Origin of the sequence: Campylobacter concisus (genome assembly GCF_003049085.1) — a bacterium.
GTDB lineage: Bacteria > Campylobacterota > Campylobacteria > Campylobacterales > Campylobacteraceae > Campylobacter_A > Campylobacter_A concisus_H.
The window spans coordinates 175,175-193,144 of sequence record NZ_PIQX01000003.1 but is presented as its reverse complement, the minus strand read 5'-3'; the positions used below and the strand labels follow the sequence as shown (position 1 = coordinate 193,144).

At 32.9% G+C, this 17,970-nt stretch carries 23 protein-coding genes; 22 read left to right on the top strand and 1 reads right to left on the bottom strand.

The genetic code is table 11. The features are described 5' to 3' along the window. Position 1: 1 nt before the first annotated feature. The 9 genes from CVT13_RS04965 (at position 2) to CVT13_RS04925 (ending at position 4,556) form a co-directional block, all read left to right on the top strand. On the top strand, positions 2-238 hold the full coding sequence (locus tag CVT13_RS04965; RefSeq protein ID WP_103560454.1) for a TrbM/KikA/MpfK family conjugal transfer protein: 237 nt from the start codon (positions 2-4) through the stop codon (positions 236-238). Then, positions 235-1,473 (top strand): toprim domain-containing protein, encoded by a 1,239-nt coding sequence (locus tag CVT13_RS04960; RefSeq protein WP_107811804.1) that lies wholly within the window; start codon positions 235-237, stop codon positions 1,471-1,473. The genes CVT13_RS04965 and CVT13_RS04960 overlap by 4 nt, the downstream gene beginning before the upstream one ends. 1,027 nt (positions 1,474-2,500) lie before the next feature. Next, the gene (locus CVT13_RS04955) at positions 2,501-2,740 is read left to right on the top strand and encodes a hypothetical protein (protein ID WP_103560452.1); all 240 of its coding nucleotides are present in this window, start codon (positions 2,501-2,503) and stop codon (positions 2,738-2,740) included. Between the two features lie 10 nt (positions 2,741-2,750). After that, positions 2,751-2,990 carry a hypothetical protein gene (locus tag CVT13_RS04950; protein ID WP_103560451.1) on the top strand — a complete coding sequence of 80 codons (240 nt, stop codon included), beginning with the start codon at positions 2,751-2,753 and terminating at the stop codon, positions 2,988-2,990. A 10-nt stretch (positions 2,991-3,000) separates the two neighbouring features. Then, a complete protein-coding gene (locus CVT13_RS04945) occupies positions 3,001-3,378 on the top strand; it encodes a hypothetical protein (protein WP_103560450.1) in 378 nt (125 codons plus the stop codon). A gap of 11 nt (positions 3,379-3,389) precedes the next feature. Beyond that, positions 3,390-3,629 (top strand): hypothetical protein, encoded by a 240-nt coding sequence (locus CVT13_RS04940; RefSeq protein WP_103560449.1) that lies wholly within the window; start codon positions 3,390-3,392, stop codon positions 3,627-3,629. An 83-nt stretch (positions 3,630-3,712) separates the two neighbouring features. After that, positions 3,713-3,994, top strand: coding sequence for a hypothetical protein (locus tag CVT13_RS04935; protein ID WP_103560448.1), 282 nt, complete (start codon positions 3,713-3,715; stop codon positions 3,992-3,994). 15 nt (positions 3,995-4,009) lie between these two features. Continuing rightward, positions 4,010-4,261, top strand: a complete 252-nt coding sequence (locus CVT13_RS04930) for a hypothetical protein (protein WP_021091971.1) — start codon at positions 4,010-4,012, stop codon at positions 4,259-4,261. Then, positions 4,251-4,556 carry a type II toxin-antitoxin system RelE family toxin gene (locus CVT13_RS04925; protein ID WP_051303952.1) on the top strand — a complete coding sequence of 102 codons (306 nt, stop codon included), beginning with the start codon at positions 4,251-4,253 and terminating at the stop codon, positions 4,554-4,556. The genes CVT13_RS04930 and CVT13_RS04925 overlap by 11 nt, the downstream gene beginning before the upstream one ends. Before the next feature lie 171 nt (positions 4,557-4,727). On the opposite strand, the gene CVT13_RS04920 is transcribed toward CVT13_RS04925, so the two are convergent. Further along, complete coding sequence (locus tag CVT13_RS04920) at positions 4,728-6,347, bottom strand: relaxase/mobilization nuclease domain-containing protein (protein ID WP_107811803.1); 1,620 nt, start codon at positions 6,345-6,347, stop codon at positions 4,728-4,730. A gap of 605 nt (positions 6,348-6,952) precedes the next feature. On the opposite strand from CVT13_RS04920, the gene CVT13_RS04915 reads away from it, so the two are divergent. The 13 genes from CVT13_RS04915 (at position 6,953) to CVT13_RS04860 (ending at position 17,947) form a co-directional block, all read left to right on the top strand. Further along, positions 6,953-7,270: a hypothetical protein gene (locus tag CVT13_RS04915; protein WP_107811802.1), complete on the top strand. Its 318-nt coding sequence runs from the start codon at positions 6,953-6,955 to the stop codon at positions 7,268-7,270. 23 nt (positions 7,271-7,293) lie between these two features. Further along, positions 7,294-7,536 (top strand): hypothetical protein, encoded by a 243-nt coding sequence (locus CVT13_RS04910; protein ID WP_103560445.1) that lies wholly within the window; start codon positions 7,294-7,296, stop codon positions 7,534-7,536. A gap of 9 nt (positions 7,537-7,545) precedes the next feature. Then, entirely contained in the window at positions 7,546-10,005 is a 2,460-nt protein-coding gene (locus CVT13_RS04905; RefSeq protein WP_107811801.1) for an AAA family ATPase, read from the top strand. 2 nt (positions 10,006-10,007) lie between these two features. Next, the gene (locus tag CVT13_RS10540) at positions 10,008-10,130 is read left to right on the top strand and encodes a hypothetical protein (RefSeq protein ID WP_263973553.1); all 123 of its coding nucleotides are present in this window, start codon (positions 10,008-10,010) and stop codon (positions 10,128-10,130) included. A gap of 1 nt (position 10,131) precedes the next feature. Next, a complete protein-coding gene (locus CVT13_RS04900) occupies positions 10,132-10,782 on the top strand; it encodes a type IV secretion system protein (protein ID WP_021091981.1) in 651 nt (216 codons plus the stop codon). Then, on the top strand, positions 10,779-12,005 hold the full coding sequence (locus CVT13_RS04895; protein WP_107811800.1) for a TrbG/VirB9 family P-type conjugative transfer protein: 1,227 nt from the start codon (positions 10,779-10,781) through the stop codon (positions 12,003-12,005). Before CVT13_RS04900 ends, CVT13_RS04895 begins: the two co-directional genes overlap by 4 nt. Before the next feature lies 1 nt (position 12,006). Continuing rightward, on the top strand, positions 12,007-13,230 hold the full coding sequence (locus CVT13_RS04890; protein WP_107811799.1) for a DNA type IV secretion system protein ComB10: 1,224 nt from the start codon (positions 12,007-12,009) through the stop codon (positions 13,228-13,230). A gap of 9 nt (positions 13,231-13,239) precedes the next feature. Next, positions 13,240-13,446: a hypothetical protein gene (locus CVT13_RS04885; protein ID WP_021091988.1), complete on the top strand. Its 207-nt coding sequence runs from the start codon at positions 13,240-13,242 to the stop codon at positions 13,444-13,446. Beyond that, positions 13,439-14,386 carry an ATPase, T2SS/T4P/T4SS family gene (locus tag CVT13_RS04880; protein ID WP_107811798.1) on the top strand — a complete coding sequence of 316 codons (948 nt, stop codon included), beginning with the start codon at positions 13,439-13,441 and terminating at the stop codon, positions 14,384-14,386. Before CVT13_RS04885 ends, CVT13_RS04880 begins: the two co-directional genes overlap by 8 nt. Beyond that, on the top strand, positions 14,383-14,793 hold the full coding sequence (locus CVT13_RS04875) for a plasmid mobilization relaxosome protein MobC (protein ID WP_107811797.1): 411 nt from the start codon (positions 14,383-14,385) through the stop codon (positions 14,791-14,793). Before CVT13_RS04880 ends, CVT13_RS04875 begins: the two co-directional genes overlap by 4 nt. Before the next feature lie 52 nt (positions 14,794-14,845). Next, positions 14,846-16,651 (top strand): type IV secretory system conjugative DNA transfer family protein, encoded by a 1,806-nt coding sequence (locus CVT13_RS04870; RefSeq protein ID WP_107811860.1) that lies wholly within the window; start codon positions 14,846-14,848, stop codon positions 16,649-16,651. Positions 16,652-16,850: 199 nt separating this feature from the next. Continuing rightward, a complete protein-coding gene (locus CVT13_RS04865; protein WP_107811796.1) occupies positions 16,851-17,048 on the top strand; it encodes a hypothetical protein in 198 nt (65 codons plus the stop codon). Between the two features lie 41 nt (positions 17,049-17,089). Beyond that, positions 17,090-17,947, top strand: a complete 858-nt coding sequence (locus tag CVT13_RS04860) for an ArdC-like ssDNA-binding domain-containing protein (protein ID WP_107811795.1) — start codon at positions 17,090-17,092, stop codon at positions 17,945-17,947. Positions 17,948-17,970: the final 23 nt, after the last annotated feature.

Genomic DNA, 17,970 nt, shown 5'->3' with positions numbered 1-17,970 from the left:
AATGAAAAAAATAGTTTTAAGTATTGTTGCCATAACAATGTTTGCAGGTAGTGCAGTAGCACAGGAAATAACAGGAGATGCAAAGCTGGCATGCGAAGCATTATTATGCCTATCGAGCCCAACAAGACCAAGCGAATGTGCTCCAGCACTTAAAAAATATTTTTCGATAACAGACAAAAAACCACACAAACAAGCAAAGAAGCGTGAGAACTTTTTAAAATTATGTCCTAAACAATGAACAAAGAAAATTTAGTCGAACTCCCACTAGATGAAATTTTAAAGAATAATGGCTACTTTGAAAAACGAGAGAAAAGTAGCCAAAATTACAAGACACTCACAAACAACAACTCCGATACAATTATCATAACGAGAAAAAGCAACGGACACTATTTATACTTTAACCCAAGCGATGATAATGATAGAGGAAATATTTATAATTTCGCCAAAAATCGTGGCGTTTCAATAAAAGATTTAATAGATGAAAATATAATAAACGATGTAAAGACGTTAAAAATCAATACTAAAGAAATAATAAAACAAAAAGAAAATGATAGTATTATAGTAGAAAAATTTAAAAAATTAAATAAGATAGATGAAAACTCATTTTTGACTAGCAAAAGAAAAATTAAAAGTGATATCCTGATAAAATTTAGTAGCCTCAAGCAGGATGAAAAATTTAAGAATGCAATAGTGCCAACATATACATTAAGTGTATTGGAACTAAGCAGTGGCAAAAGAGAATTTCTAAAACAGACAGGGTATATAAGCTATTTATCAAAGCCTTTAACGCAGGATCAGCAAGGAAAGGCATACGCTAAGCCAATAAAACAGCTCTGCAATGGAATAAAGGGGCTTGAAATACTCAAGGCAGACGAAGCACACAAGAATCCAAAGGATTTTAAAAATATTGTAATCTGTGAGAGCATGATAGATACATTATCATATTGTGAAATAAAAGACGTAAATTTAAAAGAAACACTCCTATGCTCAACAAATGGTCAAATATCGGCAACGCAAAAGGAAGTCATAAAAGCATTGACAAAGCTGGCACCAAATGCAGGAGTTGTACTAGGATTTGATAATGACGAACGTGGCAAAGAATTTACAAAAGCGATACTAGAAATAGTACCAAATGCGAGATCAGCCAAACCAATCCTAAAGGACTTTAATGATGATTTGGTAGCAGGCACAGCATTAGGTATAAGTAGTAATAAAATTAATCTCGACAGCATAACAAAGCCTTTAAAGGAGTTTTCTCGGCAAGTTGAGTATTTGTCAAAGAAATACGACTTTCTCGAGCCAGATGCTAAGAAAAGTAGAATAAAAGACCTATACGCCCTTAATATTGAAAAATTTAGAGAAATAGAACCAAAGATCAAGACATTGCAGGGAATGAGAGAAAGCTATAAGCGATTTAACTTGATAAATGCAAAAATTGAAAAAGACTACGAAAGATCATCTAAGATACGATAAAAAACAGCCATCTGCTTTTAGACTTTAAGCTTTAAATAAGTATTGATAAAGTGATGTTTATCCCCTTTGTGTGGGAGTTTGACGCATTGTTGAGTAAATTTATTTTTACAAATTGTCCGAAATTTTATGAGCCGTAATCGAATGCAAGCCATCTGCTTTTTAGACTTTAAGCTTTAAGTAAGTATTGATGAAGTTAGGTTTAGCCCCATTGTATCGGCGTTTGTAAGGCTTTTAAATAGTAAGAAATTTTACATTTTCTCGTCAATAGTTCAGGATTTGGCTAGTCAGGATAAAGCTATGGTTTTTAGACTTTAAGCTTTAAATAAGTATTGATAAAGTGATGTTTATCCCCTTTGTGTGGGAGTTTGACGCATTGTTGAGTAAATTTATTTTTACAAATTGTCCGAAATTTTATGAGCCGTAATCGAATGCAAGCCATCTGCTTTTTAGACTTTAAGCTTTAAGTAAGTATTGATGAAGTTAGGTTTAGCCCCATTGTATCGGCGTTTGTAAGGCTTTTAAATAGTAAGAAATTTTACATTTTCTCGTCAATAGTTCAGGATTTGGCTAGTCAGGATAAAGCTATGGTTTTTAGACTTTAAGCTTTAAATAAGTATTGATAAAGTGATGTTTATCCCCTTTGTGTGGGAGTTTGACGCATTGTTGAGTAAATTTATTTTTACAAATTGTCCGAAATTTATGGCAGGCGACCTGCACTAGAGTGCTGGAACGCCAGAGCCGAGCCTAGGTCTCGGCTCTTTATGGTATTAAGCGGGGATACCCCGCAACGCCCCGCAATATAGTAGCATCGCTAAAAGCGATGTGTAAATTTAAAAAGGGGGAAGAAAAAAGCATAATGTAACTTAAAAAATGCTTAAATATTATGTTTGTATTTTTATTATTTTATTTCATAGATTATTTTTTTACTACTGAATATTTTAATTATATAATATTCTATTATTTATTATTTTATTATTTATTAAGTTTATTTTGGATATAATCTTATTATAAAAAGAAAGGATAAGAGATGAAAGCAAACAGCATAATTAACCTACTTAGTCAATACGGAAAGATAAATGGCGATGAAAAGCATATATCGATGCAAAGAAATGGTGTGGTATACGAAGCCATGTTAAACGACACGAACACAACTAACGTAGTTTATGTTACCTATAATAAAGGCGAAAAGACCGAGTTTACATCATTTTGTGAGTCACTAAGAGCCACAAAAGATGTTATAGAGCAAAATATAAGAGAAAATAGATAAGGAGTAGAAGATGAGAGAGATATTTATGAGCTACTGCAGGCATGAAATGACGCTAAAGGCGTTAAAAGAATGCAAATGGTTAGGGGATTTGGATGACGACAGCGAAGAAGTCATAGCCGAATGTGCTAGGCTTCAAAAGTACATAATTGAGCTAGCAGACGAGTTTGGTTGCGAAATTACAAATAAAGAAGATGTAATTAAGAGCATAGAAGACGAAAAGTCAAATTTACTAGCAAACCTAAACAATTAAGGAGTCTAAAATGCAAAAATTTAAATCAAATGACAGAATAGTCCTAAAAAAGCACATGGATAGACCACTTGATAAATTCGAGTCTATCTATAGAGTAGTAGATTTTTATAAAGCAGCTAGCGACAATGAATACTACTATGTTATAGAACCAGCCGAGCCAGCAGATAAATTTGATAATAGCATGGCACTTAAACAGGGGCATGTCGAAGAAAGCTATATTAATATAGATGAAGTGTATTGGTATTTTGAGAAAAAAGATATTGAAGGTGGCTGGATCAAATATGATGATCGTCGCCATACTTTTAAGGAAATAAGAGAAACTTTGGCTAAAAGTGGGTTTATAGAGAATGTGTATCCGATTTATGCAATAGGTTTTAAATTGCCATAAAAGGAGCAAACATGAATAGAGATTATAATAAATTTGAGAGAGCAAATGAAATAATGAATGAGTTAATTAAAGCTCCGCTCCCACTAGAGTCAAGAGAGCTTGCAAATATAAGTGATAGAGAGCTCTCATTTTTAAAAAGCAGTGTTAGGTTGATGGTTGAGTACTTAGACTCCCTTGGGTGCATGATATGGCACGACGACGAAGTAGTGTGTCAGATCGACGAAGAAGAGCAAAGAAGAGCCAGAGTATGATAAAGCTGGTCGAGAAACCAAATAGCCTTATAACGTAAAATTTTATACAATATGTTATAATTTTTCTTAAAAAAGGATTTACAATGAAAGTAAATAAGGTTTTGATAATTACAGCAATAGCTGGGTTGTTTTTTAGTGGATGTGCAGAGTTTCAACTGCCAAAGGTGCAAAAAAAAGAGCAAAAAGAAAGTTGTGCAGAAATCATAAAAAAATATAAGCAATTAAGAAGTCAAGGATATATAGGAAACGAACCAGATTTGGTTAGGACTCTTGGAAAAAATTATGCAGTTGAAGCTAGTTATTGCGAAACAGAAGATAAAGGCGCAGATATAGATATCGAAAAAATAATGGATAAGAATAGATAAAACGGAGCAAGACACATGAAAACAATAACTATTACAGGCGAAAATTTAAATCAACAAATTATCCAAGCTATAAAAAACGCTGTCGCCAAAGCCAGCAATCCAACATATACGATAAAGTATATCAACACATCGAAAGATAAGATCGACAGCGAAGCCTTACAAGATATTGAAGATGCAAAGCTTGGAGCAAAGCTTTATTCTGAATATTTGGCTAGCGGAAGCAAATCAACCTCATGGGCTGATATAAAGAAAGAAAATGGCTTATAAGATACGATTTAGCGATTATGCCAAAGAGAAGTTTAATGAACTTGACGGCTCAATAAAAAAACCAATTCAAAAGTTTCTTGATCGGCTCGAGGAAAGTGATGATCCTCGCAGTAGTGGAAAAGGATTAACTGAGAATTTGAGTGGATTATGGAGATATAGAGTAAAAAACTATCGTTTAATATGTTTTATACAAGACGAAGAGCTTATAGTACTTTTTCTCGACATAAGTAAAAGAGATGAAGTTTATACAGATAGGAATGTCAAAAGTATTTTAAAGAATGTGCCAACGAAATAACACATTTTTTAATATTTACTATCTTAATTTTTATAAAAAATTACTTTATTTATTATTCTTAACTTTTATTAATTTTAATTATATGTAGTTTTATTATTATATATTTTATTATTTTTTTAGCAAACTATCAAACAACAATCAAAGAAATTTTAAAATAGTAGGTAATAGCATTTATCTACTACGATCGTTATTTTTTTCATTTTGAGTTTTATCATACGAAGAGTAAGAATTTAAGCCCATAGCCTCACGCTCAGCCAAAACATCCTTATAAAGCCTACGCTCGTTTTTAATCCTAACAAGTCGTTCATTAGCCGTAGTATCAAGCATAGATACGCCTTTAAAATACTCTTTTAAAAGAAAATCGTCCTTACTAATCTTTTCAGATTTTAATAGCTTATTTTCAATATATAAAAAGCGTTTTTTACATATATCGGCTATAAAATCCTTATTATCATCTAGTCGCTTTTTAAATTCATTTTTCTCAGTATCGCCAAGCTCAGAGTGATGTAAAATATAAAGGCTTTGATCTAAAATTTCAAGTTTTTTATTAAGTTTAAAAAGACTTTCATTGCGACCCAAAAGACGTGTAGCAACTAAGCTATCATCAAAGTATTTTTTAGCATTATCATCACGCCCACGAAGCACAGCAATAGATCGTTTTACCTTTTTAGAAAATAACCAGTCGGCTTTACTAGAGCCTTTACCGTGCGGATAAATTTTGTTAAAGTTATAACTAAAATTTTCAAGTAATTTAAGGGTATCAGATTGATCCTTGTAGTGAGCCAAATGCATATCATTAATCTGAGTAGCCTTATGTGAAAGACTATCAAGCTTTTTAATCTCTTTTATTAAATCCTTGCGTTTTTGAAGTAATATTTTATTATTCTCTTTTAGCTCCTTACCCAGCTTAAAACGTTTTTTGCCCTTTTTCTGAACGTATAGTAAAAATTGCCTAGTCAGCTCATCATTAGCTTTTTTTAGCAAATCAATCTCATCATTCATAGCCTTAATACGGCTGGAAGTTGCATTGTATTCTCTCTTATTTTTTTCTTGCATTTGCTCGTAAAATTCTAGTGTTTTATCCTTTGCCGTATAGCTATCCTGCTCAAGGTTGACACTAGATTTTATTTTAGAAAATTCTTTTTTTAAATCCTTATGCATAGCGTTTTTATTTTCGTATTTTAACCCTCTTGCGCCAAGCGAATAGGCAAAATCAGTGCGAACTTCGTCGAAGAAATCTTTAATCTCGTCACGAGTATCAAAATGAATTTTACGCCTAGTCATATCATTACGCTTGTTAAGAACCACATGCACGTGTGGGTTGTTTTGATGCGTGTGAAGCACCAAAGCATACTTATGCCCCATAAAATTTCTACTTAAAATTTCACTAACACTATCAACTAGAGCGTTTAGTGTTTTTTCGTCATTGCATGGCTCATTGATTGAGAAAATCAGATGCCAAGCGTCTTTTGAATTTTTATTTGTGCCAAAATCCTTACTCCAATTTTTCATAATTTCGTCACTGCTTACTCTCTCCCCTTTTTCATTGATGGCAGAGCCATCAATTGAGTTATTAAGAGTGTAGTCAATACATCTTTTAATACTTTCACGTGGTAAATTTGAAATCATCTTCACAACAGATTGTTTTGTATTTTTTAAGAAAGAATTTTTAATCGATGAAATATGGCTCGAGCTAAAAGATATATTTTTGTGCTCATTTATTGAATTTTTTGTTCGCCCAGCTCTGATAGTTTTTAAAAATTCATCCCATTGCGCTTCTGTCCTAGCCAAAATAAAAACTCCAACTATTTAAAAGATTTGTAATGATGTTAGTGTAAGTAAAGTTAAAAAAATATAATGCGAGAAGATAGGCAGGATAACCCCTTTTATATATCACTTTTTACACTAAACGCCGATATAATCGGCTTTATAGTGTGATTTTTATTCTTTTTACAAAAGAATAAAAATAAAAAATAAAATGAGATTTTATTTTTTTAAATAAGAATAGTAATTAAAAAGAATATTTGTAAAAAATATAAAATATGTAAAATAGAGATGATAAGAAAAAATTATATTTATAAAAAAATAAATTAAAATAGAATATATAAAATTGAAAAATATATAGTCAAAGATATAAAAGATAATGAAAAATAAAAAAATACAAATTTTTTAAAAAGTGACATTTTGTAAAAGAAAAAATTTATAAAAAAAATAAATGAAGTGCCAAAAAAACGTTACTTTAGAAAAATTAAAAAGTAAATAAAAAATTAAAAAAAACTTATATCATATTTTAGAACTCCCATAAAAACATACATCTTAAAAATATTTATACAAAAAGTCCGTTTTTTAAAAATAATATAGTAACGGAAACAAAATAAATTACAAAGGAGTATGGAATGAAAAAAATCCTATCAAAAGCGAAAAAGCTTTTTTATCTGGCAATGTGCTCACCATTGTTTCTTTTTGGAGCAGGTGGCGGACAAAATGTGTTGAAGACACTTGAGCAAAACGTAAATACTCAAGTAACCGAAGCAGGAAGTAGTGTTGCGAGCGTTCTCAACACGATAATACTTGTAATTGGAATTCTCTGGATTATTGTCCTTATGCTAACAGCATTTTTCAATGTAGAGCAAATAAAACAACATATAAGATTTGTAGTAATCGCATCAATTATCCTCGGGGTTTGCTACGGATTAACTGCCGCAGCAATGTAGATTTAAGATAAAGCGAGTGTAAAATGGTTGTAACTGACTGCTATATGGACTTAACTAGAAAAACAAAAATAATGGGGCTAACTACAACAAGCTTACTAATTATTTTTGTAATCGGATTTATATCGTGGTTTATCTTGATTTTGTATTCATTGGCAGTCGTTGCAGTTTTATACTGCTTTTTTTTCATTTTGGAATTTTTCGATGAAGATATCTATGAGATCATCGGCTCAAATCTTAAAATTTCACAAAGAAAATTTTTTGCATAGGATTAGATAATGGCTCGTGGACTTATAGATGTTTTTAAAGATTGGAAACAAAACAAACAAGAACTTGGAATTGAAACAAAAAAAGAAAAAGATAGTGATATCCGCTCAAAAATAAGTCAAATAAATAAAAAAGCTGACAGAATAATAATGATGGGCGAACCTGAAATATACACAATGGCAAAAGAAAACAATATCGCATGCAAATACGGCGAGAATGCTATTGTTACAAAAGATGGCAACATAACAATTGCAGTGGAGCTAAAAGGGACAAGCTACGCAGGAATTAGTCTTGACAATGAAATGGATTATCTATTAAATCGAATTATGTTTTTTACGACGCTAAGAGATAATGTAGAGACCAATTTAATCATCAAAAAAACTAAAATCAAGGCTAAAGACTACATCGAAAAAAATATAAATCAATATGCGAATGAAATAATTGAAAAATGGGAACAAAATCAAGATATTTATTCAATCAAATATTTTATGCTTATATCGACTACGACGAAAAATATAACTGGATTTCTTGAAAGTTTTAAGACAAAAGTAACTAGCGAACAAGACGAAAAAAATAAAGAAAGCTCAAACTATAAACAAAAAATGGAGTTGTTAAATAACACGCTCTTAAATATAAAAAATCATTTGGCAACGTATCAACCACGCCAGATGAGTAGTGATGAGATAATTAATTTTTATGCCACATACTCAAACGCACAGGAAACAAATTTAAGATACACAAACGAATTAATAACAGATAGCTACATTAGCTCTTATGTCGAATTTAAAAAAGATTATATTGAATTTTATCGAAATGATGGCACAACAAAATATGCAAGATTTATAAGCGTCAAGGCATACGAAACAGAGCAAATTAAGTCAATCATTACGTCAAATTTAATTAAAAGCGATCATGAGTTTATGACAATGATTTATTTCAAAGCTTATGAAAAACGCAAAGCAATCAAAAAAATAAAAGATACTAGAGCCTTCTCGGTTGAACTAGTCCAACAAGAACTGGATCATTTGATGGAGCTTATCCAAGCAGATAGAGAAAACCTAGTTGAAACAAGCTTTTCTATATATTGCCTAGCCGACAACCTATCGGAATTGGATAATCGCACAAATGAATTAAAAAATATCCTTGAAAATCAAGGTCTCAACGTTGTTAGAGAGACTATTAACCAAAAGGCACTATATTTTAGCCTCTTCCCAAGTCGTGGAAATTTGAATGCAAGAAAGAAAACCTTAAATATAAGCAACCTAGCTACGATTGCAAATTTTGAAAACGAAGTAACTGGCTTTAACCAAAATGATTGGGGCGACGAAGCAGTTACGACTTTTAAACACTTAAACGGCACACCATTTTTGTTCAACTTCCACTGCCAGCCTGATGGAGATAGACCAGCTGGTCATACAATGATCATAGGCGGAACAGGAACTGGTAAAACAACAACAATTCAATTTTTAATGACAAACCTCTTTAAATATCCTGTAAGTATTTTTGCAATGGACAAATTAAGGGGTATGTATTGCTTCACAAATTATATGGACGGCGAATATCATGATAGCGAAAGCGATGGGTTTAAGCTAAATCCATTCAGCCTAGCCGACACAGCAGAAAATAGAGAATTCTTGGCTTCATGGCTAAGCTCAATGGCTGAGCTAAAGCCTGAAGAGCATGATGCAACAAAAGATATTAGAGAAACAATAAATAGGCTTTTTGATAATAAGCAAGCGGATCAAATATTGTCGTTAAGTGATTTTATAGACTCACTGCCAGCTGATAATGAAGCAAGATTAAAAACTAGATTTGGAAATTATAAGGGCTCAATTTTTGATAACAAAGAAGATGCCCTAAATTTCACAAAACAGCTATCAGTACTAAACATGGATGGAATATTGCCAAACAAAAAGGTATCAGCCCTCACCGCAATGTATGTATTTCACAGACTGAAAAATCAGGCAAAAAATAGCGAAAATATACGTGGCTTTTTTTGTTTCATAGACGAGTTGAAGGACTATTTAAGAGATGAAGTAATGTCAGAGAAAATCCTTGAAGGTATTTTGGAGTGGAGAAAGATAGGCGGTGTTGGATGCTTTGGCTTTCAAAACATAAGCCTATTTAACGGAAATGAGCGTGGCTCATCATTTCTTGACAATATCGCAAATTTTCTTATCTTCCCAACAAACAATGAAGATACGCTAAATCAGCTAAGCGAGATAATAGGACTAACGCCTACGGAAGCTAAATTCTTAAAAGACACTCAATCAAATGCTAGGCAGGTGCTTTTAAACATGAAGCTACGAAACGAGAGCGCAAAACTAAATGTCAATTTGTCAAGCCTAGGAAATTATTTAAGAGTATTCTCGTCAAGCTCAGATAGCGTAAATTTGATAAAAAAATTAAAGACTGAAAGCCCAATACATTGGCGTAAATACTATATAGAACACAAAGAACAAAGGAGCTAAAAATGAAACTAGCAGTAATTGTAGCAACAGCTTTAACAATATTTTTAAGTGGATGTGCTGATAAGCCAAGCAAAATAGAAAAAGTAAGCCCTTGCGCTTGCTACGACATCATACAAGTAGGTTAATATGGCATACGAAGACAAAAAAGTAGACCCAAATTTTATTTTTAAGGCGGAGCGAAACATAAAAGCGTATATGTTTTATGTGATCATTGCTTTAACAATAGTTAGCATAAGTTTATCTGTTGCAATAGCACTACTAACACCTCTTAAAGAGACAAAGCCTGTATTGTTAAAATTTTCAGATGGTGACTCAAGGTTTGTGACAATAGACGATACCAGTTTAAATGTTAGAAACAATGAAGAACTTTTAAAAAGCATACTTGCAGGATATGTGAAAAATAGAGAGCTAATTAATCGCATAGATGATGCCGAGCGTTATAACGAAATACGTACGCAAAGTAGTAGACAGGTATGGGAAGCGTTCGAAAATTTGGTTAGTGATCCTAATTCAATTTACACTACCAAAAACTACTATAGAGATATAAAAATTCTAAACGTAGCGATTTTAAGCCAAAATGTAGCTACGATAGATTTTCAAGCAGAAATTACAAATCCAACTCGCACTGAAGTTAGCTATAAAAAATATAGAAGTGCAATAGAGTATGACTTCCGTAACCAAACTAGTAATTATGCGGACACAATGAAAAACCCAACAGGCTTTATAGTGAACAAATATCAAGTAACGCAGATAATAGATGAAAAGGATAAGAAATGAAAAATTTAATTAGATTATCTTTAATAGCATTATTTGTTTTAAATTTAAATGCAGAACAAGATCAAGGCGGATTAAGTGAAGAACAAATGAATGAAGTCCGCGCAATTATGCGACAGACACAAGAACTAGTTAATGAACAGCAAAAAAATGGCTCAATGGGCGAAGATATTTTTAATGACAAAAACAAGGATATTAATAGCCAAGTTCAATCAAATTTCAAGGTAAAACCATTTGGCATGGGGCAGAACAATCATCCGCAACTAGCAAAATTTAATAATTCTCAACCACAAATGGCTCAAATACCAGAGCAAGATGGAATGGGTGTGGAGCAATCACAAGATATAAGCAAAGAAGAGCTTGAGCTTATGCAAAATGCTATAAGAAATCAGGACTTAAAAGCACTACAAAATAAATTCCACACTAAAAATTATAGCGGATATGAAAATACACAAACAATAAAATACGTACCAAATAAGACGCATAAAATACGTACTCGCCAAGCAATGGCAACAACGCTTATATTTGATAATGATATAGATAATTTTGTATTGGGTGACCAAACAGGATTTAAAGTAGAGCAAATACCAAGCAAAGCAAATGCGATAGCGATAATCCCACAGCTTATAGGAATTGATACAAGTCTAACTATTTTTACAAGCGATGGAAAAATCCACACATTTTATTTGTATTCGACAGATTATAAAAATACGAATGACCCAAGCTTTGTAATTCGCATACAAGACGATGAAGTGCAAAAGGTAAAGCAAGCCAAAGCAAAAGATGAAAGCGATAAATATAAAATCATAAAAGATGGCATAGCAGAGCTAAAAGTGCTAAAGAGCGATATATATACTGGCTATACGCAAAAGGCGAAAAAAGAAAATGAATGGCTTTTGTCAGCAGAAATTTTTAGCGACAAGAAATTTACATATTTTAAATATGCCAAAGATGAAATGCCACAAATTCCTACAATTTTTGCGGTTATCGACAAGCAGGACAGCCCAGTAGAAACAAGAGTAATAGGAGATTACATTATAGCCGAAACCATAAATCCAAAATTTACTATTAAAAGTGGCGATAGCTATGTGTGCGTAGAAAGAAAAGAAACTCAAGAAGAAAGAGATAGAAAAGAAATAAGAAAAAACCTAAATACTGATAAAGAAGCAATAAGACAGCACCAAAAAGAAAACAAAAAAACAATAAATGAAACTAAAGGAATTTAAAATGAAAAAGGGGAATAGACTATTTTTAAGCATAGTTACAATTAGCGTTATATCTGCCCCCCTTTTTGCCACCAATACAGCTACGGCTGAAATATTTGATGACGAAAATATAAGCAAAAAAGCAAAAGATGAGAAGATCAGGAATTTGCAAAATCAAACAAATTTAAATCATCTATTCGAAAATTCAAAATTCCCAGTAGATGATTATATTTATAAAGCTGGCAAGAGAGAGCCAAATGAAGATCAGAATTTAACTGAGATTTTAAACAGACTCGAGAAGCTAGGCAACAAGCAACAAAATGCTTTAAATGAACAAAGAAATCAAAATTTACAAGATCAGACGCCTGAGCAAGATATACAAGAGCAGGAGCAAATGGCACAGCGTGCAAGAGAACAACAAGCCAAGCTTCAAGCCAAACAAGAACAATTGCGACAAGAAATGGCAATAGACAACCAAAGGGCGTATAAAAAACGAATGCAGGAGCTAATGCGAGCGCAAATTTTAGCAAATCGCAATAATGAAGTAAAAAGCGTAAATCAAAACAGCTCAAAATATGGCGTTGATAGCTTTTCAAATCAAAAGCCAGTTGATATAAGCACAAATGAACATAGGCTGTATCGCACAATTAGAGCTGGCAGACTAATCCCAGCAATATTAACCAGTGCAATAAGTTCAGACTTAAGCGGAATAGTTACGGCTCAAATAGAGCAAGATATATATGCCGCAATGGGGCGAGCCGTATTGATACCACGTGGAAGTAAAGCAATAGGATTTTACACCAACGACACCAAGATCGGACACGAGCGATTAGAAATTAGATGGCGAGAGATTATCACGCCACAAGGCATAAACATAATGCTAACAGATGCAATAGTAGCTGATAATATGGGTATGACAGGAGCAGTTGGAGCAGTCAATAACAAATATTGGGAAAGATACGGCATAGCATATTCAATCTCAACAATTACAAATGCTTTGCTTTTAGGCATAGCATCGAAAATTAATAGCGGAAACAATGCAAACAACACCTATGTAAATGAAATTTACTCTAATTCAAGAAGTGATGTAAGTAGTGTGGTTCAAGACATAATTCAACAACAAAGTCAAATTAAACCAACAATTGAAATTAAAAGCGGAAGCCGTATATTTTTAGTACCAACAAATCACATGTGGTTTGCTAAACCTAAAAATGGCGAAGTTTTAATGCAATATTTCAACGATTAAGGAGCAAGCGTGCAACTAGAAGATATTAAAGCGGAAATCAAAAACCAAAACGCTTATAACAAAATTTTGGAGCGTATAGCAAAACAGGTAAAGAAAACCGAGAAAGCTCAAGCAAATGCAGATAAAGAGAAACAAAAGCTTGAGATGTTGCTAGAAGAAAAAAGAAATTTAATGAACCAAGCACCAGACCAAAAGCAAAACGAGCAAGATGAGTGAAAGTATAATTTTAAAAAACATTCTTAGTGTTTTAAAGCCATATCTAAATCTAAACGCAAACGAGCTAATTTTTAATCAGCCTTGCGAAATTAATATAGATTATGGCGACCACTGGGAAGTGGTAAAAGACGAAAAACTAGATGCTAAATTTTTAAATAGTTTTTTAGTCGAGTTGGCAACTAGAAGAAATCAACGTTTTGATGAAAGCCATTGCCACTTATCTTGTGAATTGCCAAGTCCATTTTTGCGATATCGTGTTCAAGCACAGCACAAATCAAGCCTGTTTAATAGCGAAATAGCAATCTGTATAAGGATACCAAGCAAAGAAATTTATCCACTCGAAAGCTTTATCCTAAGTGAAAAATGCATAAATAACGGCTGGAGCTACGAAAAAATAAAAAACTTGATACACGAAAAAAAGAATGTGCTTTTAAGTGGTGGAACAGGAAGCGGAAAAACAAGTTTTTTAAACTCACTAATGGGGGAAATAGACCCAAGCGAGCGAGTAGTAACCATAGAAGATAGCCAAGAACTAAGAGTTGAAAACATAAATAAAACTCAACTTGCCGTCCCTAAAATAGCAACAGAAATTTATAGCTACCAAGTAGCGATCGACAATGCAATGCGTTTGCGACCTGATAGATTATTTCTAGGCGAAATAGATATACGAAACACTTTTTCATTTTTACGTGTAAATAATACAGGACACGCAGGCAACCTAAGCACACTACATGCGAACAACCCAAAAGATGCCATAAAAGCAATAAAAACAAATATTATATTAGGCGGTGGATTATCAAACGTAGATGAAAGTATGCTTGACAGCCTAATAATGACAGCAATTGACTATATCATTCAAATAGCAAGGGTAAAAAATAAAAGAGTAATTACAGACATCCTCAATTTAAAAGAGATAGATATTGCAAGGATGATCGCATGAAAAAAGTATCTAGCCATTTTATTTATTTTACCGAAGCCGATGCAAGAATTTTAACAAAAATGATGCAGGCAAGGAATGAAAGCAAATCTGCGATCGTTAGAAAATTAATTCATGTTGAAAAATATGCACAAACCCTAAAACAAATTGAGATTAATAATGAAATTTTGGCTGATTTTTTGAAAGAATTTAAGCACCTCGGAAAAAATTTAAACCAAATAGCATATCACCTAAATGCTCATATCATAAAAAAAGAAGAAGCTAAAAGCGACTTAGAAAAGACTATGTATGAGTTTTTTGACGCAATAGAAAGACTAAGTAATAAGATCGGTAAGCTAAAAATAAAAATAGACGTAGAACGAACAAAGCAACCTAATAACAAAGAGATAAAAGGATTGCAAAGTGAATAGCAAAGAATTTACAGCTAAAAAGTGGATATTAATATACGTAACATCCCTAATAATGGGGATAATTGCATATTTGGTAGTTGTAAAACTTATTTTCAACCCTGACATAGTAAATGTGCCAATTGTGGCATTTAAAATTTTACAAAATATTGGCACGCCAACGTTAAAAATGAAAGCCTATGTCGCGGTATTTGCACTAATAGCACCACTCTTGGTCGCTATAATTTGGTGGTTAATGCCATATCTAAGAGATAATGAAGATTATGGATCAGCAAGGTTTGCAACGCCAGCAGATTTTGAAAAGATGAAGATAAACTACAAAACAGGACTTGTGCTAGGATGCTTTGATATTGACAGCACAAGCCCAAAATTTATACGGGCAACACAACCGCTCTCAACATTAGTAGTGGCACCTCCTGGAAGCGGAAAAACGGCTGGTATGATTATCCCAAATTTATTAAGTGTGCCGAATTCTTGTGTAGTATTAGACATCAAAGGAGAGCTTTACGCAAAAACGGCAGGCTATCGTCAAAAATATTTTAATAATGAAATCCAGCTATTCTCCCCTTTTAGCTGGGATAATACATTATTTTTTAATCCGTTCGATCATAGCCTAGTTAAAGATTTACAATATCTTCACATAAAAAAATTAGCAGAGCAGATCGCCTCCACAATATTTGTAGGCGAAAAAGGTAGAGAAAACGATCACTGGATAATATCGGCAAAAACAATGTTTGTATTTTTCGCAGAGTATTTTATGCAAAAAGACAAGCACGCAACGCTAGCGCAATTGGCACAAGCACCAAAGGCTGATTATTTCGACTATCTTGATGAGAAATTTGGCGAAGAAGCCATGAAAGAGCCTGATGAAGACGATCCAACGAAACCAAGAGAACGAGATTATGATGTGGATACTTTTAAAATTTGGCTCAAGCAGACTAGTTTTGACGAAACTATAGATGAGAATACGAGAAATCAAGCTAGAGCCTACTCAAAATCTGCCGACAATGAGTTTGCATCGATAAAATCGACATACGATACTTTTATGAAAGTTTTTACAAACCCACAAGTTGCTAGTGCCACCAGCAAAATGAGCTTCACATTTGAAGACCTAAGAGAAAAAAGAATATCGATGTACGTAGTCGTTCAAACCGAAGATATGGATATCCTAGCACCGCTTATTAGAATTTTTGTAGAAACGCTATTTAAAAAGCTTATGAGTGGAAAAGAATGCAGTGATTTAAATAAATTTATTTATGCATTTTTAGACGAATTCGTTAGATTTGGAAAAATGCCATTCTTGCTAGAAGCACCAGCACTATGTAGAAGCTATGGTTTATTGCCTGTATTTGTGACCCAAAGCTATGAGCAAATCAAAAAATATTATGGCGAAGATGATATGAATATCGTTAAAAACAACAGCGGTTATCAAGTAATTTTTGGCATGAACAGCGACAAAGACGCTGAAGACACAAGTAAGCTAATAGGCGATTACACCAACATAAAAATAAGTAAATCGCAAGGCAATATGGATCTTTTTAAAAGCAATATCTCAAAAAGCAAAGAAGCAAAGAAGCTGGTCACAGCACAAGACCTAAAAAATCAGGATAGTAGCGATATTTTGATACTTGTAAAAGGATTTTTTAAAATACCTATCAAGGCGAAAGTGCCGTATTGGTTCAAAATAGAGCAATTTAAAGGGGCAGATAAAGTAGAAGTAGTATCGACCCAAGAAATTATAGAAACAGCAGAAACAACTAAGACAATTACAAATCAAGAACAAACACAAGTAAAAGATGAAAGAAAAGAGCAAAGAGATGAATTATTAAAATCATTAAGAATAAAAATAGATAAAGAGTAGAAATTTTTTAAAAAAATTTATAAATATTACTAATAATTTTAAAGGAATAGTATTTATAAATTTTAAATATTTTTACTTTTTAATATTTTATTATTATATATTTTATTATTTATAAAGTTTTTAATCTAAAATTTAAGTAAGAACCTAAATTTTAGATTAGAGCCTAAAAACTCTAAAAATCTGTCCTAAGGAGTAGAAAATGAACTATGCAGAAAAGCTAAAGCAAGAAGAAGCATATAAAGAGTATGAGATGTATCTTGCAAAGCAATTCGAAGAGAGCCAAGACGGCGAGTTTGAAATCAACGATGATGAAAGCAAGAAGTGGGATTATCTAAAAAAAGACCACCAAAGCCTCGAAATCATAGAAGAAGAAAATGAGCCTAACTCTAACCTATAGCCCAAAAGTTATAGGTTATTAACAGATGTAAAGGATAAAAAATGGCTGATTTTACAAAGTATATCAAGTCAGAACAACAAGAGAGAAAAAGCTGGAACCAGATGGATAACGCTGAAAAGAAAGAGAGCTTTGATAAATACATGAAATATAAGCTCTTTGAAGCCCACAATACAGCAAAAGCAGACTGGCAAAAAGATATGAGTAAAGAAGAAGTCGATAGGACAATTCCATACAACGCAAAGACTGGAGCCACATACTCGAGAGAGACTAGTATGCTATTAAGAGCCGAAATGGCTATAAAGGGTTATGACAAGCCTCAATTTGTGACAATGGAGCAAGGTAACGCAATGGGCGGAATACTAAAGCTAAAACACGATGAGAAAACAGGCGAAATCCTAACCACTAAAAATGGCTTACAAGCTAGAGTCGATGGTGTTAAAATGCTCTATATTGCAGACCATGAGATAAGACCAAAGCTAGACAAAGATGGTAAAGAAATCATGGCTGTTGTTAAAGACAAAGACGGCAATATAAAGTATGACAAAGAGACAGGGGAAGCAATGACCTATGTTGTAAAGGAAAAAATCCCAATTAATCCACGCCTAGAAACAAAAACTCTATATCACGTAAGTCAGTTTGATGGACTAGACGAGAGCAAGATCAAAGAAAGAGATCTAACAGCAATCCAGCACTATAGAGAGCAAGCAAAAAATCAAGATTTTGAAGTAAAAATAGATTACAACAAGACCTTGGGGATAAGCGGAAATTTAGAGAAACAACTAAATAACCTAACGCTAGCTCAAATTAAAGGTGTAGATTATTTTAATCCAGCTAAAAAGATCGACATGACCAAAGAAAAAGCTCAAACCAAAGAGCAAAACAAGGGCATGGAGAGATAAATAGGTCATAAACGAAACTTAGG